Raw genomic sequence first — 22,645 nt, forward strand, 5'->3', positions numbered from 1 at the left:
AGCGCCCTAGGGCGCTTTTTTTATGCAAGTTTAACGATTAGCCTAAACCCTGCTGGGCAGATTTCATCTGAATAAACTCAATCTTGTAACCATCGGGATCTTCGACAAAGGCAATCTCTGTGGTGCCACCGGCAACCGGACCTGGCTGACGTGTCACCTTACCGCCCGCGGCTTCGATAGCGGCGCAGCGGCTGTAGATATCCTCTTCGCCAATCGCCAGATGGCCAAAGCCACTGCCGAGATCGTACTTGTCTGTGTCCCAGTTGTAGGTGAGCTCAACCACCGCGGCGCCTGTGGCCTCCTCGTCGAAGCCGACGAAGGCGAGGGTATAACGGTACTCTGGGTTTTCAGACTTGCGCAGGAGTTTCATGCCCAGGATCTCGGTGTAAAAATGTATGCTACGATCGAGATCGCCGACTCTCAGCATGGTATGTAAAAGTTGTGCCATAAGGACCTCTTTTTAGGAAAATGCTAGGCACAAGTATACCTTATTTATCCGCTATTTAAATCTGATACGTCAGCCTTGCTTTTGTCATAAATCCCTATTGAAATCAGATTGGCCTTGCCATGATCCTGCTCACAGAATCAGCCTATGTCTCTGGTGTTCAAGCGGATGGCTGAGATAATGAAGCCTGGTTATTAGAGGAGCTGTCGATGCCAACCGAACTAAAAATGGCCCTAGGACTTATGGTCACCATAGCACTGTTTCTATCTGTGTTCTTTATGAGCATGTTTTAATTCGCTTGCCTGATTTGGCAGTCGAGTCGTACAAAAAAAGCCGCTTTTGCGGCTTTTTTTATGTTTGAACGTAGGTATCCATCTCGCTTTGATGCTGCTAGCGCCTACCAAGACCAAGAAGACTTACTCGTCCGGATAGACCTTCTCTTTAAACTCACACAAGTCTTCAATCAGGCAACTGCCGCATCTTGGCTTGCGGGCGACACAGGTGTAGCGCCCGTGGAGAACGAACCAGTGGTGCACATCCACCTTAAACTCGGCAGGCACAACCTTTAACATCTTCTGCTCGACCTGATCCACGTTCTTGCCCATGGCAAACTTGGTGCGATTAGCGACGCAATAGAAAAGGGCGTCGACGGCGATAGTCGGCCAGCCAAAAGATAATAAAGAAAGGTATAAGAAATGTTTAGTTTTATTAGGCTACTTTGTTTTATTTAAAATTATTATTCAGTTCTTTTAATAGATTACTTGCTACGGCTTTACCTGAGTTTGGGTTTTGTCCGGTAATCAACCTGCCATCATCAATTGCATAAGAAGTAAAAGGGATGAATCGCTTATCATAATTTGCACCCAGAGCTACTAGTTCATCTTCAAGTGAAAACGGTACTTCATCTGTTAAGCCTGCTAACCACTCTTCCGTATTTGAAAAGCCCGTAATGTGCCTTCCGGCAATCAGCGGTATGCCCTCAGATGATTCAAGGTTCAGCAATGCAGCGGCTCCATGACAAACAGATGTAATATAGCCCCCTTGGTTGTGTATGCCTTCGGCAAGGCGCTTTAGATCTTTGTTGTTTCTAAAGTCCCACATTGTTCCGTGCCCACCTGCAAAATAGATTGCAAGGTAATCGTTTGCGGATAACTTTCTGGCATCCAAGGTGTTTGTGAGCATAGCGTTGAAATTAGGTTCGTTTAAATGGCTTTTCGCCGATTTATCCATATACAACCAACCTAAGCTTCTTTCATCAAGAGGCGTTTTACCACCTACCGGACTGGCAATATCTACTTCGAAATCTGCTTCGATGATCAAATCATAAAAGTGCGTTAACTCCGTCAGCCACAAACCTGTTTTATCCTCGCGTCTGGGATAGTCCTCATGATTTGTCACCATGATTAAGATCTTTTTTTTCTGCTGTTTATTAGAATTCAAAACGTACTCTCCTGTTGTTGAGCATGCCCATAGTAAACTAGTGCATAATGTAAAAATGACGAACTTAATCTCAGTCTTCATCTATTTGCCTCTAACGATTTTCTAATAGTGTCTTTGCTAACCCATCTCTGTAAGGGGTAATCTCAAAATCAGGAAAACGCGTCTTAAACTTGTCTGATACAAATAAGTTATCAACTTCATAACGGGGCAGCAGTTCAAGTGTTTCCCGCACCGGTTTGCTCATAAAGCTCAGAAGCTTTAGCTGCCATTTTTTTAACACTGTGTATTTACAGTTAGCCCCAAGTATGTCGCCAGCTATATCTATTAACTGCTTGTAGGTAAGTCTGTTGTCATCACACGGTAAATGCCATGTCTGTCCATAGGCATCAGATGTGTTTCCCAATAACGCCATTGCTTTGCTTGCATCCGGTGTGTAAATCAAGGTACGCAATGTTTTATCACTGATGAATACCTTAGCTGATCCGCCTGCACGTAACTTGTCAAGCACAGTGGTATTTGTAATGCTTTGTGTTTTACCCGGTCCATAAAACTCAGGCGCACGGCAAATGATGGCTTGTACTCGGCCTTCATCCATTGCATCTAGCAGCATTTGGGCGATCAGTCCCCGGACTCTGCCTTTATCTCCATACGGCTCAAATCGTATTTCTTCAGTGAGTAATTCATTGGTTTGAGGATACATGTAGGTGTTGTCAAAATAGACAAGCTTTGCCTTATGCATTGCACAGGCGTCTATGACGTTGCGCATCATTATAGGAAACTGCTCGACCCACATCGCCGTATCAATTGGCAATCCAGCTGTTAAATAGACGATCTCTGAGCCTTCAACCGCATTTTGGGTCTCAACTGCATTAAGAAGATTGGCACTAACCAATTCATCTGTGTCGTTTACCCTCTTTGGGTTTCTACTTACCAACCGAATATCATCCGTGAATTCTTTTTTCAGAGCTAAAGCGAGTTCGCTACCGATTTGGCCATTAGCCCCTAGTATTGTTTGCATATTGATTTACCCCATTGGATGTCGTGTTTGCTGAATCATAAGGTTAAAGTTAACTTTAATGTCAATGGCTAAATTTCACACTTTTTCTGGTCACCTCAATCTCAACATCACAAACACATTTTCTTGGTTTCTCACTATTGACCTTAAAGTTAGGTTTAAGGTTAGGCTTGTTCCAACGAGTTAGTTTCGTTCGTTATACGGTTGCGTTTTTAAAGTCAGAGTAGCGCCTTGAACGCCTTTAACAATGGGTATTGCAGATACAAATTTTGGGTTAATACCAGAGACCAATTTAGAAATTCAAAGCTTGAGGTAAAAATCATGAACATGAGAGAAATGGTAAAAGTTATCGGAATCGGCATCGGATTGACGATAAGTTCAATGAGCGTGCAAAGTGCGACTGAACAGGACAGACAAGATGTATCTATCATTGATATTGCGGGTCACCAAGTCCCAGTGGCTAAAGGAGGGCTGTATGATCGATTCCGCTCCAATCCTCCTTTATCTGTCATCCTTCAGGAAGCACCAGATATTGATTTAAGCTGGTTTGAAGGTATTCAGAAAACGAAAGTGGATGCAGGGTTTGAAACTTACTCTCCTAATTTTTACTACCAAAATAGTCGTATTACTGCTGTTTATACCGCTGATTTAGATCGTCTTAAAGCGCTCATGCCTGCTAAGGTATTGGAAAGCATACAACCGTTGCAAATTTGGCCCGGTAGAGGGATGGTGGCGTTAACGGCATATGCATATCACTATTGTGATAATGACAGCTACAACGAAATAGCTCTTTCAATCATTACCAGCAAACCCGGCAATTCAAGTTGGGGGCCATTTACGTTGATGGGGCAGTCTATGTCCAAAGACTATTCGGGCTATGTTTTAAAGCTTCCTGTCGATACTGAACTTGCCAGAGTACGTGGTGTGGTGGGCTATAACCTGCCAAAATGGTTGACGCAGATAAACTACAGCCAAACTGACAAGACCATTAGGTTCGAAATCTTCGACAGCGAGACTGGAAAGATGGATCTCGCTATTCAGGGCGAAAAATTGGAAGACTTGTCATCCAACGAGGAATTTGTAACGAACAGTTTTACCAATGTGGATGCACAGGGGAGACTTATTTCCGGTTACGCGGTTTCCCGCCAACTTTCTCATGGCTCAACAATGGATGACGATGCCATCAAATTGACGTTGAGTGATGGTAGTTTTTCGGAGTACATCAGATCCCTAGACTTAGGCGAAATGGTTAAGTATGAGTACGTCCCTGACTTTCAAAGTGCTTTGTATACACCAAAGCCATTGCAATAAACGATGAACTAACCCCATGAAGCCATTTAGCCCTCAACAAAATGGCTTCATGCAATTCGCTATAAAAGCAGTGAGCATAAAACGGTAGTTGTTCAATACACTTAAGTTAAAGTTAAGTTGAGCAAACTGAATAGTGGTAAGTAATATTATGAAAATTGGTGAACTCTCAAAAAGGACTGGATTGGCTACGTCCAAAATTCGTTTTTATGAAGACATAGGTCTTCTAAAATTGGTAAATCGCTCTGCCAACGGGTATCGCACTTATCCACCAGAAGCAGAGGTGATTTTAAACCTTATATCCAATGGCCAAAAAGCCGGGTTTAGTTTGGATGAGTTGCGTAAATTGCTACCTACGGATATGGACAACTGGCAACATGACAATCTGTTAGATGCCCTTCGTCAAAAATTAACCGATATTGAAGAGCTGGAAAAAAAGCTTGCTAATAGCAAGCGGCAGTTGAAGAGTATTCTTGCTGAAATAGAAGAGAAACCTGACGATATCAACTGTGCGGACAATGCCAAACGCGTTATATCACAGATAGGATTGAATAAAAGCACCAGCCCGGATGCTAAATCGTCGAAGTGATATTCTCCAGGCTGAAGCGAATTGGTTGTAATCGTTTTAGTGCTTACCTAGTGTAAATTCTGAAGCATTATCGATAAACCGACTAAATGGTGGCATAAAGTAGAGCTGCAGAATTCCATCTATTTTGTTTACAGGTTCCTTTGTCATAATTCATTGATCTAGGTCCCTCACTACGGTATCGCTCAAATGACTTTAGCTAAGTACAGAGTTATATAGAGGGGTTACCGTCCGTTGTTTGCTTAAAGTGAACTAAAGCCTATTCGGCTTTATCCTTAAACTCACAGAGATCTTCAATCAGGCAACTGCCGCATCTTGGCTTGCGCGCAACACAGGTGTAGCGCCCGTGGAGAATAAACCAGTGGTGTACATCCACCTTAAACTCGGCAGGCACAACCTTTAACATCTTTTGCTCGACCTGATCCACGTTTTTGCCCATGGCAAACTTGGTGCGATTAGCGACGCGAAAGATGTGGGTATCGACGGCGATGGTTGGCCAGCCGAAGGCGGTGTTTAACACCACGTTGGCCGTCTTACGACCCACTCCCGGCAAAGCCTCCAGTTCCTCACGGTCTTCGGGCACCTCACCGCCATGCTTCTCCAGCAAGATCTCGCAGGCCTTGATGACGTTGATGGCCTTGTTGTTATACAGGCCTATGGTCTTGATATATTCTTTGAGTCCCTCGACGCCCAGATCGTAGATGGCGCGCGCCGTATTGGCCACGGGAAACAGTTTGTCGGTGGCCTTGTTGACGCTCACGTCCGTAGCTTGGGCCGACAGGGTAACGGCAACCAGTAGCTCGAAGGGGGAGGAGAAGTTAAGTTCCGTTTCTGGCTTAGGGTTGTTGTCGCGAAAGATCTCGAGGATCTTACGGCGCTTTTCGGTATTCATAACTTAACTCACCTTGGTAATGCGTGCTCGGGTCACTGCTGGGGCAGCCTCTGGGGCCGGTTTACGTGCCTCGAGCTGCTTGTCGATCATGTTCTTGATGGCAATGAGGAAGCCCATGGCGATAAAGGCGCCGGGTGGCAGCATCGCCAGCAGGAAGTTGGTATCCACCTGCCATAGGTGAATCGTTAATCCCTTGGCCCAGTCACCGAGCAGTAGGTCGGCGCCATCAAATAGCGTGCCTTGGCCGAGGATCTCACGACAAGCCCCGAGCAGCATAAGCACTAGGGTGAAGCCCAATCCCATCATCAGGCCATCAAAGGCTGCTTTAACCACGTTGTTACGTGAGGCAAAGGCCTCGGCGCGCCCTATGATGACGCAGTTGGTGACGATAAGGGGCAAGAAGATCCCAAGTGACAGGTATAGTCCGTAGGCGTAGGCGTTGATCAACAGCTGCACACAGGTCACTAGGGCGGCGATGATCATCACAAATACGGGAATGCGGATCTCCTTAGGCACAAACTCTCGCACCAACGAGACCAGCACGTTGGAGCCGACCAGCACAACAAGCGTGGCTAACCCAAGGCCGATGGCGTTGGTGAGTGTGGCGGTGACTGCGAGCAGTGGACACAAGCCCAGGAGCTGGACCAGGCCCGGATTATTCTTCCACAATCCTTGCCAAGCGATATCACGATAGTTACTCATATTGCACCTCACAATTGGCAGGGCGGCTTAGCAGTGTCTGCTTGTTGGCATTAAAATAGCGCAGGGTGCGTTTAACCGCGCCGACGTAGGCCCTGGGGGTGATGGTGGCGCCGGTAAACTGATCGAACTGACCGCCATCTTTCTTTACCGCCCAACGCTTGTCTTGTTCACCTTGAATACTCTGACCCTTAAAGCTCAATACCCAGGGAGACTTACGCAGATCTATCTTATCGCCAAGGCCAGGCGTTTCGTTATGGTTGAGGGTACGCACACCCAGAACCTCTCCTTTGACATCGATGGCGACGACCAGTTTGATTTGGCCGTTATAGCCATCTGGCGCGACCGTTTCCATGGCGATGGCCACGGGCTCGCCGCGTTGGCTAGCGATGTAGGCGGGCAGGGGCTCATCGACTCCCAGTACGTCGGCGTCCTGGATCAGGATACAGTGCTCGATGAGTGCGTTGTCATGTATTTCATCAGGGATGATCTGATGCAAGGTTCTCATGAGTTCGAGATCTTGCTGCTGCTTGATCCGCTCGAAGGTTGACTGGTTAACCAGGGCCACCAAGGCAGTACACAGGAGGGCGAATAAACCCAGTAAGCTAGCATTTTTGACGATAGAACGTTTCACTTCATACTCCTGCCGTGGGCTTAGCGGCTTGCTCTGTGGCCGTAGGCTCGGGGTTTGACATAATAATCGATAAAGGGTGCGCACAGGTTAGCCAATAGTACGGCAAAGGCAAAGGCATCAGGATAGCCGCCGAAGCTGCGGATCAGATAGACCAGCAGGCCAATCAGCGCACCGAAGATCAGTCGCCCACGAGTGCTGGTTGCGGCGGTAACCGGATCGGTGGCGATAAAGAAGGCCGCTAACATGGTGGCGCCGGAGAAGAGATGCAGCAGCGGGCCCATGTGCGTGTCGGGGCTCAGCAGATAGCCGATACTGGCGCAGACAAACAGACTCGCTAAGATGGCGGTGCTGACCTGCCAGCGGATCAGTTTCAGCTTGAGCATCACCAGACCGCCAGCCAGATAGGCCAGGTTGATCACCGCCCAGCCGATACCAAAGCCATCACTGAAGCTAGTCTTAGCGAGGATCTCATCCAAGGTTAAACCGGTAGACAGACCAGTCTTGACCGCATCCAGTGGCGTGGCCATGGTTACGCCATCGATACCGGCGCGGTAGGCGAGGATCTGCTCGGCGTCTGCCCCCTGAAAGATGATACTCAGGCTTTGTAATAATCCTAGGTCATTCAGCGCCGCGCCACTCGGCGCGACCCAGCTGGTCATCTGCACCGGGAAGGAGATAAGCAGCATCACATAGGCTGCCATGGCGGGGTTAAAGATGTTGTTGCCCAGGCCGCCATAGAGTTGTTTCACCACTAAGATGGCAAACACCACGCCGATGCCGGCTATCCACCAGGGCGCCATTGCAGGGATTGCAACGCCTATCAAGAGGCCGGTGAGGGCCGCACTGTTGTCGCTGATGGTCTTACCGACCGGACGTGCGCGTAGCTTTAATACCGCCGCTTCTGTGGCTATCGCGATAGCGATGGCCATGGCTATCTGGATCAGGGTTCCCCAGCCAAAGAAGTAGCACTGAGCCAGCACGCCGGGCAGGGCGCACAGCATGACCTTAAACATCAGGCCGCGAGTTTGTGCCTTGGTGGACAGGTGTGGCGATGAGGCCAACTTAAATGCCATGATTAATCCTTGTGCTCATTGTTTGGGTTCTCTGCCTGGGCCTTGGCCAGCTTCTTCGCCTTGGCCTTAGCAACCGCGGCGGCAATCTTAGCCTTCTTGATTGCCTCGGGATCCTCAAAGGATGCTTCTTGAACCGCTTGTTCGTCAGATGCGGCGGGTTCAGTGACTTCTTTGCCAGTCTTTTCCTGTTGGGCTTTTTTAGCCTTGGCCTTAGCCACTGCAGCGGCGATTTTTGCCTTCTTGATGGCCTCGGGATCGTCTGCTGGGACCGCTTGAACCGCTTGAACCGCTTGTTCGTCGGTCGAGACGGGTTCAGCTAATTGTTCTTTGCTGTTTGCTTGCTGAGCTTTTTTGGCTTTAGCCTTAGCAACCGCTGCGGCGATTTTTGCCTTCTTGATGGCTTCGGCATCTTCAACGGGCGCTTCTTGAACCGCTTGTTCGTCAGATGCGGCGGGTTCAGCTAGTTGTTCTTCGCTGTTTGCTTGCTGAGCCTTTTTGGCTTTGGCCTTAGCAACCGCGGCGGCGATCTTGGCCTTCTTGAGCGCTTCGGGGCTGCTCGCCTCAGCATCTGCGGCGTGTGGCGTTGACGATTTTGTTGCTGTTTGCTCGCCCTCTGCATCCTCTTGTGGTGGAGCATCGAGTGCCGATTCAGCCTGGGCCGCCTTCTTCGCCTTCTTCGCCTTGGCGCGGGCAATGGCCGCGGCAACCTTCTCCTTCTGGCTTAAGGGCGCAGTTTCTTGGGTGTCTTGACCAAGGTTTTGTAATTCGTCCTGAGTAGCGCCTTGGCTGGCCTCAGATACTTCAGCCGAATTTTGTGCCGCCTTCTTTGCTTTGGCACGGGCGATGGCGGCGGCAACTTTATCTTTTTGACTCATCGCGGCCGCTTCGCCGCTATCTGAGGTTGTCACTTGCTGGCGCGACTCAGTCTGTTCTGTCGAGGCAGGTGTTTCAGACTCGGCCTTTTGCGCCGCCTTCTTAGCCTTGGCGCGTGCTATTGCCGCGGCAACCTTATCTTGTGGTTTTGCAGCACCCTTGCCTTCATTAAGGTTGGCGGTCGCTGGCACCTGATCTTGTTCTTGTGCGGCTTTCTTGGCCTTAATCCTAGCCATGGCAGCGGCGACGGCGTCTTTATCTGACCCTGTCATCTGCGCCTTACGGCGTTCGGCAGCCTGCTTGGCTTTCTCTTCTCGCGCCTGTTTTTCCTGCTCGAGACGCTGGGTACGGGAGTCGAACCTTTGCTTGGCGAGCTCCGCCTGTTTCTTCTCCTCGGCCTCCTGGCGTAGCGCTGATTTGGCGACGCGATAGTATTCCACTAGGGGGATATCACTTGGGCAGACATAGCTACAGCAGCCACATTCGATGCAGTCACGCAGGTTGTAGCTGGCGGCCTTGTCATATTCCTCGGCCTTGGCATGCCAAAACAGTTGCTGAGGCAGTAACTGCGCCGGACAGGCTTGGGCGCACTCACCGCAGCGGATGCAAGGCTGTTCGGGACTCGGCGGCGCGACTTCTTGTTCGCTCGGAAGCAAGACGCAGTTGGTACCCTTGGTTATGGGCGCCGTCACATTCGGCAGCATGTAACCCATCATGGGGCCGCCGATGATCACCGGCGAATTTTCATCGCCCCTAAACTGCGCGGCGGCGAGCAGATGCTCGACGGGCGTGCCGATAGGCACCCAGTAGTTACCGGGTTTAGCGATATTCTGGCCGGTCAGGGTCACTACGCGCTCAATAAGCGGCATGTTGCGGTAGACGGCCTGGGCAATGCTGTAGGCGGTGCCGACGTTCTGCACCAGAATACCCAGGTTTGCCGGAATGGCGCCCGATGGCACCTCCTGTCCGGTTAAAATCTGGATTAGTTGCTTCTCGCCACCCGACGGGTAGAGAGTAGGGATCTTACTAACTCGCGCGCAGTGACTCGGTAGCTGGCTGCGATTGAGGGCATGGCTCATCAGCTCTATGGCCTCGGGCTTATTGTCTTCGATGGCGACAATGATGCGCTTGGGGCCGAGTAACTGGTGGATGATCGCGATGCCGCGGACGATTTCATCGCAAGCTTCCTGCATCAACTTGTCGTCAGAGGTGATATAGGGTTCACACTCGACGCCGTTGATGATCAACAGCTCGATATCGCTCACAGGTTTGAGCTTGATATGAGTCGGGAAGGCCGCACCGCCGAGCCCCGCGATGCCAGCCGCCTGCACGCGGCTGATGATGGCATCATTGTCCATCTCCGCCACCTGTTCTGGGGTGAGCGGCGCATGAACTGTGTCGATCCACTGCTCCTGATGATCGTTTTCAATCACACAGGTAAGCACGGGCAATGCCGAGGCGTGGTTGCTGGCGCGCGCTTCGATGGCGATCACCTTGCCCGATACAGGAGCGTGCACCGGCAGGTAGCGAAAACCTTCGCCGAGTGTGAGCGGCTGCCCCTTGGTCACTGTGTCGCCAGCCTTGACGGCCAAGGTACAGTTCTCACCGACACCGGGGACGGGAACCAGATAGTGATCCGCAAGGGGGAGTCTGGCTATCTCACGCTGATTAGAAAGCGATTTATGCTCGGGTGGATGAATACCGCCGGGAATACGCCAGAGTGTGCCTTTATCTATCTGTTCTAACAAGGTTAACACTTAGACTCCTCGCTAATATTGACCACAGGTATGGCATTGAGCTGCCAGCTCCAGTTGTGTAATGTTTCGCCCACGGGGATCATGTCGATACAATCGACCGGGCAGGGCTCGACGCAGAGATCGCAGCCCGTGCAGTAATCAGTGATCACAGTGTGCATTTGCTTGCCAGTGCCTAGGATGGCATCGACCGGACAGGCCTGAATACATTTAGTACAGCCGATACACTCATCTTCGCGTATAAAGGCGACCTTCTTCACCTGGGTCTCGGCAGAGGCGGTGAGCGGCTCGGGATCGACACCCATCAGCTCGGCAAGTTTTTCCATGGTGGCGGTGCCACCCGGTGGACACTTGTTGATCTTCTCGCCGTTGGCGATCGCCTCGGCGTAGGGGCGACAGCCGGGATAGCCGCATTGACCGCATTGAGTTTGCGGCAGCAGGGCCTCGGCCTGATCGATAATGGGGTCACCTTCGACCTTGAACTTTTCGGCGGCGTACCCCAGCAGCGCACCGAAGGCGAGGGCGAGTAATCCTAATAGGATGATGGCAATAATAACTTGGCTCATGCTTAATTAACCAAACCTGTGAAGCCCATGAAGGCCAGCGACATCAGGCCAGCGGTGATCATCGCGATGGCGCCGCCTTTAAAGGGGGCCGGCACATCTGCGGCGGCCAGACGCTCGCGCATGGCGGAGAAGAGAATGAGTACGATAGAGAAACCGACCGCGGCGCCGAAACCATAGATGGCCGACTCGATGAAGTCGTGCTTTTCGTTGACGTTGAGCAGCGCTACACCCAGTACGGCGCAGTTGGTGGTGATCAGCGGCAGGTAGATCCCAAGGGCCCTGTGCAGCGCGGCGCTGGTTTTCTGTACCAGCATCTCGGTAAACTGCACCACGACGGCGATAACCAAGATGAAGGCCATGGTGCGCAGATAGCTGAGATCGAAGGGGGTCAACAGATAGGTGTCGACCAGATAACTCAGGATAGAGGCAAGGGTGAGCACGAAGGTGGTGGCCATCGACATGCCGATAGCCGATTCCAACTTACTCGATACCCCCATAAAGGGGCAGAGGCCAAGAAATTTAACTAATACAAAGTTGTTGACCAGCACTGTGCCGACCAATAGGAGGAGATATTCGCTCATCTCAATGGGTTATCTATATCTAATTTACGGGCTATTATCGGCCTTTCGGCCGTGATAAACAACACAAAGAATGAAGGGATTATTTATCCCGCCGTCTGACTGCGCGCAGATTGTTCATCCTTTACGGTGAATGGTTTAGGCTTAGCGATGTAATAACCCTGAAGGCCATCCACCAAAAGCTGCTCCAGGGCAAACTTCTCTTCCTGACGTTCGATGCTAGATGCTATGACCCTAACCGACTGCTTACGGGCGACATCGACAATCATCTTAACGAAGAAACGATTGTTGGAATCTGTGTCGATTCCCTGTGAATAGCTGCCGTCGAGTTTAATAAAGTCGGGTCTAACCTCCTTGAAGAACTTAAAAGAGGTAAAGCCCATGCCGAAGTGTTCGACAGACACCCGTGCGCCGACGCTATGCATGTCGCGCACAAATTTATGGGCTTGACGGATATTGGCCTGCATTCCTGCCTCATTAACCTCCAGCACCAGGCGAGAGGCGAGCTGACGCTGTCGTACGAAGATATCTTTCAGCCAGGCGGTAAAGGCCGGTTGGTTGACCGAAGCGGTACTGATGTTAATGCCCAGGGCGCCGGTAAAGGTGGGGGTGTCGAGCAGCAGGCGAAGAGTGCTCAAGATGATGATCTTGTCCAGCTCAATGCTCAGGCCGTGGCGCTCGGCCATGGCGATAACCGTTCCCGTAGGCAGAAACTTGCCCTTACTACTGTAGAAGCGAGACAGCAGTTCACTATAGACGTTATCGGCGCCGCGGCAGGGTTGAATATCCTGGGCATGAAACTTGATGGCGCGGCGCTTGATGATATCTTCGATGGCCAGTTTCCAGTGCGAATCCCCAACCAGCTCCTCATCGCTGAGCTTCTCCTGCACATGATAGCTGTTGGGCCCAAGGGTCTGGGCGATACTGACGGCGGCGTCTGCAACATAGACCAAGGATAGGGCATCGCCACCCTGCTCATAGGGAACTAAGCCTATGTAGGCGACCGACTCGAGATCGCTACCTTGTTGGTATTCATCAAATTGTGCCTTTAATTTTTCCAGTGGCTGCTGGGCATCCTTTAATACCAGATCCGGAATAAAGACGGCGAAATCGGCGCTGCTGATCCTAAACGCCTCTATGTTAGGCATGCCCTGTAGCGCCTTGCGGATACAGGTAGCGACACCGGCTAAATAGTCATCGCCTGCGGCGCGTCCCTGGCTCTGGTTAACATGACCTAGTTCTGTGGCCTTGATCATCGCCATCAGGCCGATGCGCGCCTTGCCCGGTTTGGCGAGGGCGTCGAGGTTCTCGGTAAACTTAGGTCGGGTGCCAAATAGCGTCACCGGGTCCTGGTAAGCCTCACGATTGAGCTGCTCGTTATGCTGCTGTAATTGGGCGAATTTATCGTTCAGCGCGACACGGCAATGTTCGAGTGCCTTGCCTAAGGGTTTAAGCTCGCCGTGAAAACGAGAGTGGGCGATGGCATCGAATTTCAGTTCGGCGAAGCCGTCCAAGGCATCGACCGCATGACCTATGGTGCGTTTCTGTCTAGCCATTAAGAGGGTAAAGAGTATTGCCAGTGCCAGATAGCCGCCGACTATCCAGATGAGGAGCTGGATATAATGATTGAGGGCGTCATTTGCAATAGTATGGCTCGATAGTTTGACCTGTAAGCGGCCTTGGGGCAGCGCTCGGGTGTTATCCCTTGGCTGATTAAAGAGCACGGTCGCTAGATCTGTGTCTGAGGTAATAAGTTGGCCATGGGTATAATTGAGGTTGCCGTCCAACTGGTGCACATATTGGAAGAACTGTAGCTCATACTTTTTGTTGAGCAGATTAAAGAGTGCTTGGCCTTGGTCGGGAAGGGGCTGTTGCCAAACGGGATCGGCCTGATACTCCTTTAGCTGGAAGTCGGCTATTGCGGCGACCTCTTGTCGCTGGTTGAGATATGCCAGCGCCGCCAAGGCAAGACAAGCCGTAATCAGCAATAGATGTATAGATTTTCCCACGCCCATAAAAAGTAACCTAAGATGATCGACTGCCCATTCTAGCTAAATTTGAAACAGATAGTCTAACGCTTTATGGCTGATGACTTTTTTTAGGATAATGCGGAAGAGGAAACGTAAAGAAGGTGGCTCCCCAGACTGGACTTGAACCAGTGACATACGGATTAACAGTCCGCCGTTCTACCGACTGAACTACTGGGGAATCGAAAGAGATAAAATAGTGAAGTGGCTCCCCAGACTGGACTTGAACCAGTGACATACGGATTAACAGTCCGCCGTTCTACCGACTGAACTACAGGGGAGTAGATACTTCTCTATTATATAAGTGGCTCCCCAGACTGGACTTGAACCAGTGACATACGGATTAACAGTCCGCCGTTCTACCGACTGAACTACTGGGGAATTGATACTTATATCGTCAACAATATTTGGCTCCCCAGACTGGACTCGAACCAGTGACATACGGATTAACAGTCCGCCGTTCTACCGACTGAACTACAGGGGAACATCTAATATTGTTAACTCATCTTCTAAGATTTGACGCTTTGGCTCCCCAGACTGGACTTGAACCAGTGACATACGGATTAACAGTCCGCCGTTCTACCGACTGAACTACTGGGGAATCGTGTAAGCGACTCGTCGTTGAAGACGGAGCGCATATTAAATCGCTCTTACACATGAGTCAACTCGACTTGGCAAAAAAAGTGTAATTATGCTGTTAAGTGCTCATCTAATGCGCACAGTGATCGCTAAGTGCGCATTTTGATGCTTTAACGGCCATATCTGGCTGAAATCTATCGGCTATTGAGGTTTTGCACTCAGTCAATATGACAGCCAAACCTGCTTAGCTATAAGACTGGGTTTTCAAATGTAGTAAAATTTCATCTCGGAAGATAAAAGAGCCAGAATGTATAAAAGGGGTTAAAGCCGCGATTATCCTGAGGTTGAGAGAGTTATCCACTAAATCTGTGGATAAGCCTGTGGGTGAGGTATAAAATCGCCGGCCAAACGCAGTGAGCCTGCGGGTTGTACTTAAAATGACAAGAATTAGCGCATCTTAATATTGGCACCAATTATCAACGACTTATAAAAATCAAGCCCCTTTGAGCAATAATCTGTGCGACGTTACAGATATGTAATGCGTTTTAGCACCTAACTTGTGTATTAAATTGGCTACAGGCGTGCGTTTTAGCCTGTTTTTTGAACATTGAGTGGGATTTCCCCTCTTGTACAAAACTTACATGACAAAGCGATGACATTTATAAGCCGGTTAGGTGAATTTTCTCGATGAAGAAAATGTCTGCTCTCAATTGGCTAATAGCTATGGGTACTTTAAGATAGGTGCACAGCTATAAAGGAGTGCACCATTGAGTGAATCAGCGTTCGATCTCGTCTCACAATATGCGCCGGCGGGCGATCAGCCGGGCGCGATCAAGCAACTTGTCGACGGCCTAGATGCCGGGCTCGCGAGCCAGACATTGCTTGGGGTAACGGGATCCGGTAAGACATTTACCATTGCCAACGTTATCAAACAGATGCAGCGCCCAACCATCATCATGGCGCCCAATAAGACCCTGGCGGCACAGCTCTATGGCGAGATGAAGGAGTTCTTTCCTCATAATGCCGTGGAGTATTTCGTCTCCTATTACGACTATTACCAACCCGAAGCCTATGTGCCCTCGACGAACACCTTCATCGAGAAGGACGCCTCGGTCAATGCGCATATCGAGCAGATGCGCCTGTCGGCCACCAAGGCCCTGCTGGAGCGCCGTGACGTAGTGTTGATCGCCTCGGTGTCGGCCATCTATGGTCTTGGCGACCCCGAGTCCTATATGAAGATGTTGCTGCACCTTCGTCAGGGTGATTTCATGGGGCAACGGGAGATCTTACAGCGCCTGAGTGAGCTGCAGTATACCCGTAACGATATCGAGCTCGATCGCGGTACCTTCAGGGTGCGCGGTGAGGTGATCGATATCTTTCCCGCCGAATCTGACAAGCAGGCGATTCGCGTCGAGCTGTTCGACGATGAGATAGACCGCCTCAGCCTGTTCGATCCCTTAACCGGCCATATTCTGCAGCGTATCGCCCGTACTACCGTCTATCCCAAGACCCACTATGTGACGCCCAGAGAGAAGATTCTGGCGGCTACCGAGGAGATCAAGGAGGAGCTAAGGGAGCGCAAGCAGTATCTGCTGGACAATAATAAGCTGATCGAGGCCCAGCGGATCTCGGAGCGGGTGCAATATGATATCGAGATGATGACTGAGCTGGGCTACTGTTCGGGCATCGAGAACTATTCGCGCTATCTCTCTGGCAGGCGACCGGGAGAGGGCCCGCCGACCCTGCTGGACTATCTGCCCGCCGATGGCCTGCTGATCCTCGACGAGTCCCATGTGACTGTGCCCCAGATAGGTGCCATGTATAAGGGGGATCGTTCTCGCAAGATGAACCTTGTTGAGTATGGTTTCCGCCTGCCTTCGGCGCTGGATAACCGTCCGCTTAAGTTTGAAGAGTTCGAATCCTTAATGCCTCAAACCATCTTCGTGTCGGCGACACCGGCCCAATATGAGCTGGACAAGAGTGACGGCGAGATTGCCGAGCAGGTGGTGCGCCCAACAGGCCTGTTGGATCCTGAGATCGAGGTGCGCCCGGTGGCGATACAGGTAGACGACCTGCTGTCTGAGGCGAACAAGCGTGTGGCCGTAAACGAGCGCGTGTTGGTGACCACCCTTACTAAGCGGATGGCAGAGGATCTCACCGAGTATCTGGACGAGCATGGGGTGAAGGTACGTTATCTGCATTCTGACATCGACACGGTCGAGCGGGTAGAGATCATCCGCGATCTGCGTCTCGGAGTGTTCGATGTGCTGGTCGGCATTAACCTGCTCAGGGAGGGGCTGGATATGCCAGAGGTCTCTCTGGTGTGCATCTTGGACGCCGATAAGGAGGGCTTCCTGCGCTCCGAACGTTCACTGATTCAGACCATAGGCCGCGCCGCCCGTAACGTGAATGGCAAGGTGATCCTCTATGCCGATACCGTAACTAAATCGATGGCTAAGGCCATTGGCGAGACAGAGCGACGCCGAGAGAAACAGCATCAGTTCAACCTGGCCAATGGCATTACGCCAAAAGGAGTCTCGAAGAAGATTGCCGATGTGATGGATTTGGGTGAGCATAACGAGCATACCGCCAAGGAATTGCCCAAATACCAGAAGGTGGCCGAGTCCAGAACCACCTATGCTAAGCAAGATGCATCCAGCCTCAGCCATCAGATCGATGAACTCGAGAAACGTATGCATCAGCATGCCAGAGACCTGGAGTTTGAACAGGCCGCCGCACTGCGTGATGAGGTACTTGCCCTGCGCGAGGCGCTGATCAAGGCCTAGTGCTAATACCAATCGTAATAAATAATTGATCATTCTAGCTTGTTAAAACGCTCGATAACTGTATTAGTATTTTTAATTGTAGAATAACTACTTATCTAAAAATCCTGCTTTGTTCTCAAGCGTTTTTCCTGCGCTATTTCTGATCACATGTTTACTGTGATTGGTATAACGCATAGAAACGAAAAAGGCTCACCTAGGTGAGCCTTTTCTATATCTGCTAGCGCCTAAATCTGCTTGGCGTAACTTGTCTTAATAGTCAGTAACCTTGGAGCCGTCGTAGGAAGCCCTTCAGCGCGCCAGTTTTCTGATGAGACGATAGAGCAGAAAAACCAGCACACCGCCGATCACCCCAATTAGGTGGGCCTCGGTGGCGACCCTAGCATCGATAAGCTTAGTGATCTGATCCGTGGCGCCATAATACTGCTCGTAGGCAACCTTAAAGCAGACGCCGGCAAACAGCAGGTAGCCCGAGCGGATCTTCATCTGAATATCTTTGAGGGCACCATAGGCAAACAGGCCATGAAGCATGCCGCTGAGGCCCACATAACCGCCTAAGGTTGGGAAAAACCAGTAGAGTCCCAATCCTTGCAGCAGACAGAGCAGGGCAAACAGCAGGGAAAAATTGGCCGCGCGGTAGTGGTTCTCGTGCAGAAAACTGATCACCCAGAGCCCGGCAAGGTTCATCAATAGGTGCCAGTGATTGGTATGCAGCAGATTGCCTGTCACTAGGCGCCACCATTCACCATGGGCAATGGCGCTGCGTCTAAAGGCAAGCGTAGCGTCTAGATGGAGAAAATAGAGCAGGCTGCAGAGTACAGTGATCCCAAGCACCACGCCGTAAGGGGTGGCGCGCGAAGTCAGCCGACCTAACATTTGGCATCCAGTTCGGCCATGACACCGACTTTATCATCCAGGTAGTCCGCCAGGCCCTTGGCCCTAAGCAGACACGCGGGGCAGGTGCCACAGCCGCTGCCGACGATGCCATTGTAACAGGTGAGGGTCTGGTCTCTGACTAGCTCCAGGCTATGGTACTTGTCGGCCAGTGCCCAGGTCTGGGCCTTATTGAGCCACATTAGCGGGGTGACCAGTTTAAGCTCGCGATCCATTCCCTGCTCCAATGCCGACTGCATCGCCTTGATGAACTGGTCGCGGCAATCGGGATAACCAGAGAAGTCGGTCTCGCACACGCCTGTTATCACGGCTTCGGCGCCCAATTGATAGGCGTAGATCCCGGCCAAGGTGAGAAACAGTATGTTACGACCAGGCACGAAGGTGTTGGGCAGGCCGTTATCCATCAATTCGTTGGAGACAGGAATAGCATCTCGGGTGAGGGCGGAGATCGCCAGCTCGTTCAGCACAGTCACGTCCAATATCTTGTGGCTGGCAACCTTGAGTTCCTTGGCCAACTTGGCGGCGGTGGCGATCTCTTCGCTATGGCGTTGACCATAATCGAAAGTAACTGCGTGCACCTCATCGTATTGATTCAGGGCTTGAATTAAACAGGTGGTGGAATCTTGTCCGCCACTAAACACGACTACAGCTTTAGACATTTAATCTGTCCGGATAGAAAATTTGCCGATAGTTTAACTGACCGTGGAGACCTTGCAAATTTTCTTGTCGCTATTGCCATTCCCGGTAGTCAATTTGGTGAAACCTTGGGGAATTAATGGGGTTATACTTGCTTGTAGGGGCAAAATCTTCTATAAAAGCCGCCCGCATGTGACGAGGTTAAAGATGAAGTATCCGGTTAATGAAGTTTTTGAAACCATCCAGGGTGAAGGTGTGTACACTGGCGTGCCGGCGATCTTCGTCCGTCTGCAGGGCTGTCCAGTGGGGTGTTCCTGGTGCGATACCAAACATACTTGGGAAACCTTAGCCGAGAATCGCGTCTCCCCCGAGCAAGTGATCCAGGTGGACGGCACCATTGGCCGCTGGGCCGAATTAGATGCCCGCGAGTTACTGATGCACTTCAAGGTGCAGGGCTTCAGCGCTAAACATGTGGTGATCACTGGCGGCGAGCCCTGTATCTATGATCTTTTCGCCTTGACCCAGGCCTTTGCCGATGCGGGCATGCAGTGTCAAATCGAGACCAGTGGTACCTTCGACGTATTGGTGGATCCCCGCGCCTGGGTAACGGTATCGCCTAAGATCAACATGAAGGGTGGTTACAAGGTGCTAGAGCAGGCACTGGAGCGCGCCGATGAGATCAAACACCCGGTGGCCAAGGCCTCCCATATCGAGGAGCTGGATGAGCTGCTTAAAGGCATAGACACCCTGGGCAAGACCATCTGCCTGCAGCCTATTAGTCAGAAGCCTAGAGCCACCGAGCTGGCGATGAAGGTCTGCATCGAGCGTAATTGGCGCCTCTCTATTCAGACCCACAAATATTTAAATATCGATTAGCTGGTAGTAACAGATAAAAAACGGCGCATTGGCGCCGTTTTTTGTTTATACCAATCACAGTAAATATGTGTTCAGAAATCGCGCAGGAAAAACGCTTGAGAACAAAGCAGGATTTTTAGATAAGTAGTTATTCTACAATTAAAAATACTAATACAGTTATCGAGCGTTTTAACAAGCTAGCATGATCAATTATTTATTACGATTGCTATTAGTTCACGTTGAGCCTATTCATCTCTGAGCTTGGACTAAAAACGCTGCGCGTTATTCCAAGTGTCCCGTCTGATTAAAGGCCGTTAGCTTGGCCTGATATTGGCTGATGTCGCCAATATGTTGTGCTACCCACTCACTGTCGTAGTAGGTGTCTAGGTAGCGCTCACCCGAGTCACACAGCAAGGTGACGATGGAGCCGCTCTGGCCGTTGGCGTGCATCTCGCTGGCAAGTTGCAGCGCGCCATAGAGGTTGGTGCCTGTTGAGGGACCTGCCTTGCGACCGATCAGCGCCTCTAACCAATAGATGGTGGCGATCGACGCGTTGTCGTCAATCTTGACCATATGATCGACCACCCCTGGAATAAAGGAGGGCTCGGCCCTGGGTCGCCCTATGCCTTCGATGCGACTGGCATCGGCGCAGCTGATACTGGCATCACCGCTGTGGTAGTAGTCGTAGAATACCGAATTTTCCGGGTCGACCACACATAACTTTGTCTTGGCGCATTGATAGCGAATATAGCGGCCTATGGTGGCCGAGGTGCCGCCCGTGCCTGGGCTCATCACTATCCAGCTGGGGACGGGATGTGGTTCTCGCTGCATCTGCTCGAAGATGGAGTTGGCGATGTTGTTGTTACCGCGCCAGTCGGTTGCCCGCTCGGCGTAGGTGAATTGGTCCATATAGTGACCCGACAGCTCGTCGGCCAGTCGTTGTGATTCGGCGTATATCTCACTCGAATGGTCGACGAAGTGGCAACGGCCGCCATAAAACTCTATCTGTTGTATCTTCTTCTTGGCGGTAGAGGCGGGCATGACAGCAATAAAGGGTAGGCCAAGCAGGCGCGCAAAATAGGCCTCGGATACGGCCGTACTGCCCGAGGAGGATTCTATGATGGGCGTATCTTGGGTGATCCAACCGTTACATAGGGCGTAGAGAAACAGGGATCTCGCCAGGCGGTGCTTAAGGCTGCCGGTGGGATGGGTACTTTCATCTTTTAGGTAGATATCGATGCCGGGCAGCATAGGCAGTTCCAGCTTGATCAGATGGGTGTCGGCACTGCGTTGATAGTCTGCCTCGATCTTGGCGATGGCCTGGTTGACCCAAGATTGATTCATTGTGGCTCCTGAGGTTATCGAGCGGATAGTCGTTATAGCTTAACGAAATAAATTATAACGAAAAGGAAAATCGAAAATAAATGCGACGGATAACAGGCAGTGCTGGCCGCGAGGGAAAACCTTGGGAGACTGAAAGAATGATTCGCTGCATTAACTAAGGGGGTAACATCATCTAAATGATGACAAAAATGAAGCGAAGTGTTTGAAATTAGGAACTAAATGATGCGCAGATAATGCGAGAGAAAAAATGGTGGAGGGAGAAGGATTCGAACCTTCGAAGGCTGAGCCGTCAGATTTACAGTCTGATCCCTTTGGCCACTCGGGAACCCCTCCATATTTTTTGGTACAGCAGCACAAGATAATAACGAGATAAAGATGGTGGAGGGAGAAGGATTCGAACCTTCGAAGGCTGAGCCGTCAGATTTACAGTCTGATCCCTTTGGCCACTCGGGAACCCCTCCACGAGTATCTCTTTATTACATTGTAGGCAAATGGTGGAGGGAGAAGGATTCGAACCTTCGAAGGCTGAGCCGTCAGATTTACAGTCTGATCCCTTTGGCCACTCGGGAACCCCTCCTCAATTGCGGCGGCCATAGTAGTCAGAATCCTTGGCGCTGTAAAGTCCCAATTTAAAATAATTGCTAAAGTTATGGCGTAAGCGGTCGATTAAATAGCAACGAGCTGTTTTATTGATGTTTTTTTATGCGAACTAGTCAGTTGATCATCAACGAGAATCAATTAGGGACCCGACTCAACCAGGCGATAGTCGATCATCGCCGGGGAGAATTTGGTCTGCTGCTGGCCATGTTGTCAAACGATGCCAGAGATATGGCGCAGTTTCATTTGGATCAGGCGCCAAGCGATGTAGAGACAAAACTCAAGCGTCAATTTGAGTTACCCGAGCCACAGGCGCTGACCAGCGCACTTCATCTGGGTGAAGACAGAGACAACAGCGAGCAGTTTCACCAGGCAGGGCTAAGCGGTTTTCATCTGCAGCAATATCTGAGTCCCGAACCCTTAGTCCACAGAGGACGGGATCCGCTGGCGATGCAAGAGGTGCTGGCTAACTGCGATCCCGTTACCCTGGCGCGTTTTCACAATGAACTCGATGCCGATGCACCTAGTTTGGAATTACCGCATTTTACCGAGCAGATCGTCAGGCAACGTGCGTTAGGAGACATTTTGGCTTAGTTTTAAGTGCGGTAGCTCGGCTTTTGCTATATATAGCTATGAGCATTTTCAGTTAAAAGGTTAAGGGTCAAAATGAAAAAGATTCAAGAGGGTCAATCAGAGTTGGTAAACGATACCTGTAACGATTGTGGCAGCTATGCCGATATCGGCGCCGTGATCGATGAGTTTGATACCGTACTGACTCTGGTACGTGATGGAGAGAACGCCCAAAGTGAGTTGCAAGCCATGGCACAGGCGGCTAAGCAGCGTTTCGAGGGTGTTGAGAGTGAGATCAAGGCAGTAGAAGGTGGCCAGGAGCTGCGCCTCACTTTTGGCTACAGCGCCGAGAAGATGATTTTCCAACTCGAACATGGTCTCTAGCGGCGCCATCGAGATTAGCTTGCTAATTAGCGAGTTATTCGTGTAATGTGCACAAATTGAACATTTAATAATAACAATAACATCTATGTTGTTACCGCCTTTGGCGGTTTTTA

The 22,645-nt window shown here is 50.7% G+C and carries 20 protein-coding genes, 8 tRNA genes and 1 pseudogene; 6 read left to right on the forward strand and 23 right to left on the reverse strand.

What is annotated here, in order from left to right:
• Nucleotides 1-37: 37 nt before the first annotated feature.
• From gloA to DB48_RS15710, 4 genes and pseudogenes are all read right to left on the reverse strand, one after another.
• Entirely contained in the window at nt 38-448 is a 411-nt protein-coding gene (gene gloA / locus DB48_RS15695) for a lactoylglutathione lyase (protein ID WP_041511168.1), read from the reverse strand.
• Between the two features lie 413 nt (nt 449-861).
• Nucleotides 862-1,119: pseudogene (locus tag DB48_RS15700) on the reverse strand (endonuclease III); the annotation flags it as partial.
• Between the two features lie 49 nt (nt 1,120-1,168).
• Nucleotides 1,169-1,885 carry a type 1 glutamine amidotransferase domain-containing protein gene (locus DB48_RS15705; RefSeq protein ID WP_160290157.1) on the reverse strand — a complete coding sequence of 239 codons (717 nt, stop codon included), beginning with the start codon at nt 1,883-1,885 and terminating at the stop codon, nt 1,169-1,171.
• Nucleotides 1,886-1,976: 91 nt separating this feature from the next.
• Nucleotides 1,977-2,903 (reverse strand): NAD-dependent epimerase/dehydratase family protein, encoded by a 927-nt coding sequence (locus tag DB48_RS15710; RefSeq protein WP_041511169.1) that lies wholly within the window; start codon nt 2,901-2,903, stop codon nt 1,977-1,979.
• Between the two features lie 318 nt (nt 2,904-3,221).
• Here DB48_RS15710 and DB48_RS15715 point away from each other — a divergent pair, with 318 nt between their 5' ends.
• Complete coding sequence (locus DB48_RS15715) at nt 3,222-4,211, forward strand: hypothetical protein (RefSeq protein WP_052813828.1); 990 nt, start codon at nt 3,222-3,224, stop codon at nt 4,209-4,211.
• Nucleotides 4,212-4,359: 148 nt separating this feature from the next.
• Nucleotides 4,360-4,797 (forward strand): MerR family transcriptional regulator, encoded by a 438-nt coding sequence (locus DB48_RS15720; RefSeq protein ID WP_041511170.1) that lies wholly within the window; start codon nt 4,360-4,362, stop codon nt 4,795-4,797.
• 256 nt (nt 4,798-5,053) lie between these two features.
• Here DB48_RS15720 and nth read toward each other — a convergent pair whose 3' ends face one another.
• From nth to DB48_RS15785, 13 genes are all read right to left on the reverse strand, one after another.
• Nucleotides 5,054-5,686 carry an endonuclease III gene (nth, locus tag DB48_RS15725; protein ID WP_041511171.1) on the reverse strand — a complete coding sequence of 211 codons (633 nt, stop codon included), beginning with the start codon at nt 5,684-5,686 and terminating at the stop codon, nt 5,054-5,056.
• A 3-nt stretch (nt 5,687-5,689) separates the two neighbouring features.
• Entirely contained in the window at nt 5,690-6,388 is a 699-nt protein-coding gene (locus tag DB48_RS15730) for an electron transport complex subunit E (protein ID WP_041511172.1), read from the reverse strand.
• Nucleotides 6,381-7,019, reverse strand: a complete 639-nt coding sequence (gene rsxG, locus DB48_RS15735; protein ID WP_082035659.1) for an electron transport complex subunit RsxG — start codon at nt 7,017-7,019, stop codon at nt 6,381-6,383. Before rsxG ends, DB48_RS15730 begins: the two co-directional genes overlap by 8 nt.
• 20 nt (nt 7,020-7,039) lie before the next feature.
• Complete coding sequence (gene rsxD / locus DB48_RS15740) at nt 7,040-8,092, reverse strand: electron transport complex subunit RsxD (protein ID WP_041511173.1); 1,053 nt, start codon at nt 8,090-8,092, stop codon at nt 7,040-7,042.
• Between the two features lie 2 nt (nt 8,093-8,094).
• Nucleotides 8,095-10,722 carry an electron transport complex subunit RsxC gene (gene rsxC / locus DB48_RS15745; RefSeq protein ID WP_041511174.1) on the reverse strand — a complete coding sequence of 876 codons (2,628 nt, stop codon included), beginning with the start codon at nt 10,720-10,722 and terminating at the stop codon, nt 8,095-8,097.
• Nucleotides 10,716-11,285 carry an electron transport complex subunit RsxB gene (gene rsxB / locus DB48_RS15750; protein ID WP_041511175.1) on the reverse strand — a complete coding sequence of 190 codons (570 nt, stop codon included), beginning with the start codon at nt 11,283-11,285 and terminating at the stop codon, nt 10,716-10,718. Before rsxB ends, rsxC begins: the two co-directional genes overlap by 7 nt.
• A 2-nt stretch (nt 11,286-11,287) precedes the next feature.
• Entirely contained in the window at nt 11,288-11,866 is a 579-nt protein-coding gene (rsxA, locus tag DB48_RS15755; protein ID WP_011865864.1) for an electron transport complex subunit RsxA, read from the reverse strand.
• A gap of 83 nt (nt 11,867-11,949) precedes the next feature.
• Nucleotides 11,950-13,878: an EAL domain-containing protein gene (locus tag DB48_RS15760; protein ID WP_041511176.1), complete on the reverse strand. Its 1,929-nt coding sequence runs from the start codon at nt 13,876-13,878 to the stop codon at nt 11,950-11,952.
• Nucleotides 13,879-13,995: 117 nt separating this feature from the next.
• Nucleotides 13,996-14,071, reverse strand: a tRNA-Asn gene (locus DB48_RS15765).
• A gap of 24 nt (nt 14,072-14,095) precedes the next feature.
• Nucleotides 14,096-14,171 (reverse strand) — tRNA-Asn (locus tag DB48_RS15770).
• 24 nt (nt 14,172-14,195) lie between these two features.
• A tRNA-Asn gene (locus DB48_RS15775) sits at nt 14,196-14,271 on the reverse strand.
• A gap of 27 nt (nt 14,272-14,298) precedes the next feature.
• A tRNA-Asn gene (locus DB48_RS15780) sits at nt 14,299-14,374 on the reverse strand.
• A gap of 41 nt (nt 14,375-14,415) precedes the next feature.
• Nucleotides 14,416-14,491, reverse strand: a tRNA-Asn gene (locus tag DB48_RS15785).
• 745 nt (nt 14,492-15,236) lie between these two features.
• On the opposite strand from DB48_RS15785, the gene uvrB reads away from it, so the two are divergent.
• The gene (gene uvrB / locus DB48_RS15790) at nt 15,237-17,255 is read left to right on the forward strand and encodes an excinuclease ABC subunit UvrB (RefSeq protein ID WP_041511177.1); all 2,019 of its coding nucleotides are present in this window, start codon (nt 15,237-15,239) and stop codon (nt 17,253-17,255) included.
• A 288-nt stretch (nt 17,256-17,543) separates the two neighbouring features.
• Here uvrB and rrtA read toward each other — a convergent pair whose 3' ends face one another.
• Entirely contained in the window at nt 17,544-18,128 is a 585-nt protein-coding gene (gene rrtA, locus DB48_RS15795; RefSeq protein WP_041511178.1) for a rhombosortase, read from the reverse strand.
• A complete protein-coding gene (gene queC, locus DB48_RS15800; protein ID WP_041511179.1) occupies nt 18,122-18,805 on the reverse strand; it encodes a 7-cyano-7-deazaguanine synthase QueC in 684 nt (227 codons plus the stop codon). Before queC ends, rrtA begins: the two co-directional genes overlap by 7 nt.
• Nucleotides 18,806-18,989: 184 nt before the next feature.
• Between queC and queE the strand changes: the two genes are divergently transcribed.
• Nucleotides 18,990-19,658 (forward strand): 7-carboxy-7-deazaguanine synthase QueE, encoded by a 669-nt coding sequence (gene queE / locus DB48_RS15805; protein WP_041511180.1) that lies wholly within the window; start codon nt 18,990-18,992, stop codon nt 19,656-19,658.
• 261 nt (nt 19,659-19,919) lie between these two features.
• On the opposite strand, the gene DB48_RS15810 is transcribed toward queE, so the two are convergent.
• The 4 genes from DB48_RS15810 to DB48_RS15825 all read right to left on the reverse strand — a co-directional run bounded on the left by DB48_RS15810 (nt 19,920) and on the right by DB48_RS15825 (nt 21,558).
• Entirely contained in the window at nt 19,920-20,981 is a 1,062-nt protein-coding gene (locus DB48_RS15810; RefSeq protein ID WP_152619180.1) for a PLP-dependent cysteine synthase family protein, read from the reverse strand.
• A 248-nt stretch (nt 20,982-21,229) separates the two neighbouring features.
• Nucleotides 21,230-21,314: transfer RNA gene (locus tag DB48_RS15815), tRNA-Tyr, on the reverse strand.
• Between the two features lie 43 nt (nt 21,315-21,357).
• Nucleotides 21,358-21,442: transfer RNA gene (locus tag DB48_RS15820), tRNA-Tyr, on the reverse strand.
• Nucleotides 21,443-21,473: 31 nt separating this feature from the next.
• A tRNA-Tyr gene (locus tag DB48_RS15825) sits at nt 21,474-21,558 on the reverse strand.
• A 125-nt stretch (nt 21,559-21,683) separates the two neighbouring features.
• On the opposite strand from DB48_RS15825, the gene DB48_RS15830 reads away from it, so the two are divergent.
• A complete protein-coding gene (locus DB48_RS15830; protein ID WP_041511182.1) occupies nt 21,684-22,172 on the forward strand; it encodes a VC2046/SO_2500 family protein in 489 nt (162 codons plus the stop codon).
• 72 nt (nt 22,173-22,244) lie between these two features.
• The gene (locus tag DB48_RS15835) at nt 22,245-22,532 is read left to right on the forward strand and encodes a DUF406 family protein (protein ID WP_041511183.1); all 288 of its coding nucleotides are present in this window, start codon (nt 22,245-22,247) and stop codon (nt 22,530-22,532) included.
• Nucleotides 22,533-22,645: the final 113 nt, after the last annotated feature.

Origin of the sequence: Shewanella sp. cp20, assembly GCF_000832025.1 — a bacterium.
Classification (GTDB): Bacteria; Pseudomonadota; Gammaproteobacteria; order Enterobacterales; family Shewanellaceae; genus Shewanella.

Excerpts from the sequence above, each read along its gene's own strand:
- DB48_RS15830 (WP_041511182.1), top strand. The coding sequence starts at position 21,684 with ATGCGAACTAGTCAGTTGATCATCAACGAGAATCAATTAGGGACCCGA.
- DB48_RS15760 (WP_041511176.1), bottom strand. The coding sequence starts at position 13,878 with ATGGGCGTGGGAAAATCTATACATCTATTGCTGATTACGGCTTGTCTT.
- rsxD (WP_041511173.1), bottom strand. The coding sequence starts at position 8,092 with ATGGCATTTAAGTTGGCCTCATCGCCACACCTGTCCACCAAGGCACAA.
- rrtA (WP_041511178.1), bottom strand. The coding sequence starts at position 18,128 with ATGTTAGGTCGGCTGACTTCGCGCGCCACCCCTTACGGCGTGGTGCTT.
- DB48_RS15720 (WP_041511170.1), top strand. The coding sequence starts at position 4,360 with ATGAAAATTGGTGAACTCTCAAAAAGGACTGGATTGGCTACGTCCAAA.
- gloA (WP_041511168.1), bottom strand. The coding sequence starts at position 448 with ATGGCACAACTTTTACATACCATGCTGAGAGTCGGCGATCTCGATCGT.
- DB48_RS15730 (WP_041511172.1), bottom strand. The coding sequence starts at position 6,388 with ATGAGTAACTATCGTGATATCGCTTGGCAAGGATTGTGGAAGAATAAT.
- DB48_RS15715 (WP_052813828.1), top strand. The coding sequence starts at position 3,222 with ATGAACATGAGAGAAATGGTAAAAGTTATCGGAATCGGCATCGGATTG.
- DB48_RS15810 (WP_152619180.1), bottom strand. The coding sequence starts at position 20,981 with ATGAATCAATCTTGGGTCAACCAGGCCATCGCCAAGATCGAGGCAGAC.
- DB48_RS15835 (WP_041511183.1), top strand. The coding sequence starts at position 22,245 with ATGAAAAAGATTCAAGAGGGTCAATCAGAGTTGGTAAACGATACCTGT.
- queE (WP_041511180.1), top strand. The coding sequence starts at position 18,990 with ATGAAGTATCCGGTTAATGAAGTTTTTGAAACCATCCAGGGTGAAGGT.
- DB48_RS15710 (WP_041511169.1), bottom strand. The coding sequence starts at position 2,903 with ATGCAAACAATACTAGGGGCTAATGGCCAAATCGGTAGCGAACTCGCT.
- nth (WP_041511171.1), bottom strand. The coding sequence starts at position 5,686 with ATGAATACCGAAAAGCGCCGTAAGATCCTCGAGATCTTTCGCGACAAC.
- queC (WP_041511179.1), bottom strand. The coding sequence starts at position 18,805 with ATGTCTAAAGCTGTAGTCGTGTTTAGTGGCGGACAAGATTCCACCACC.
- rsxB (WP_041511175.1), bottom strand. The coding sequence starts at position 11,285 with ATGAGCCAAGTTATTATTGCCATCATCCTATTAGGATTACTCGCCCTC.
- rsxA (WP_011865864.1), bottom strand. The coding sequence starts at position 11,866 with ATGAGCGAATATCTCCTCCTATTGGTCGGCACAGTGCTGGTCAACAAC.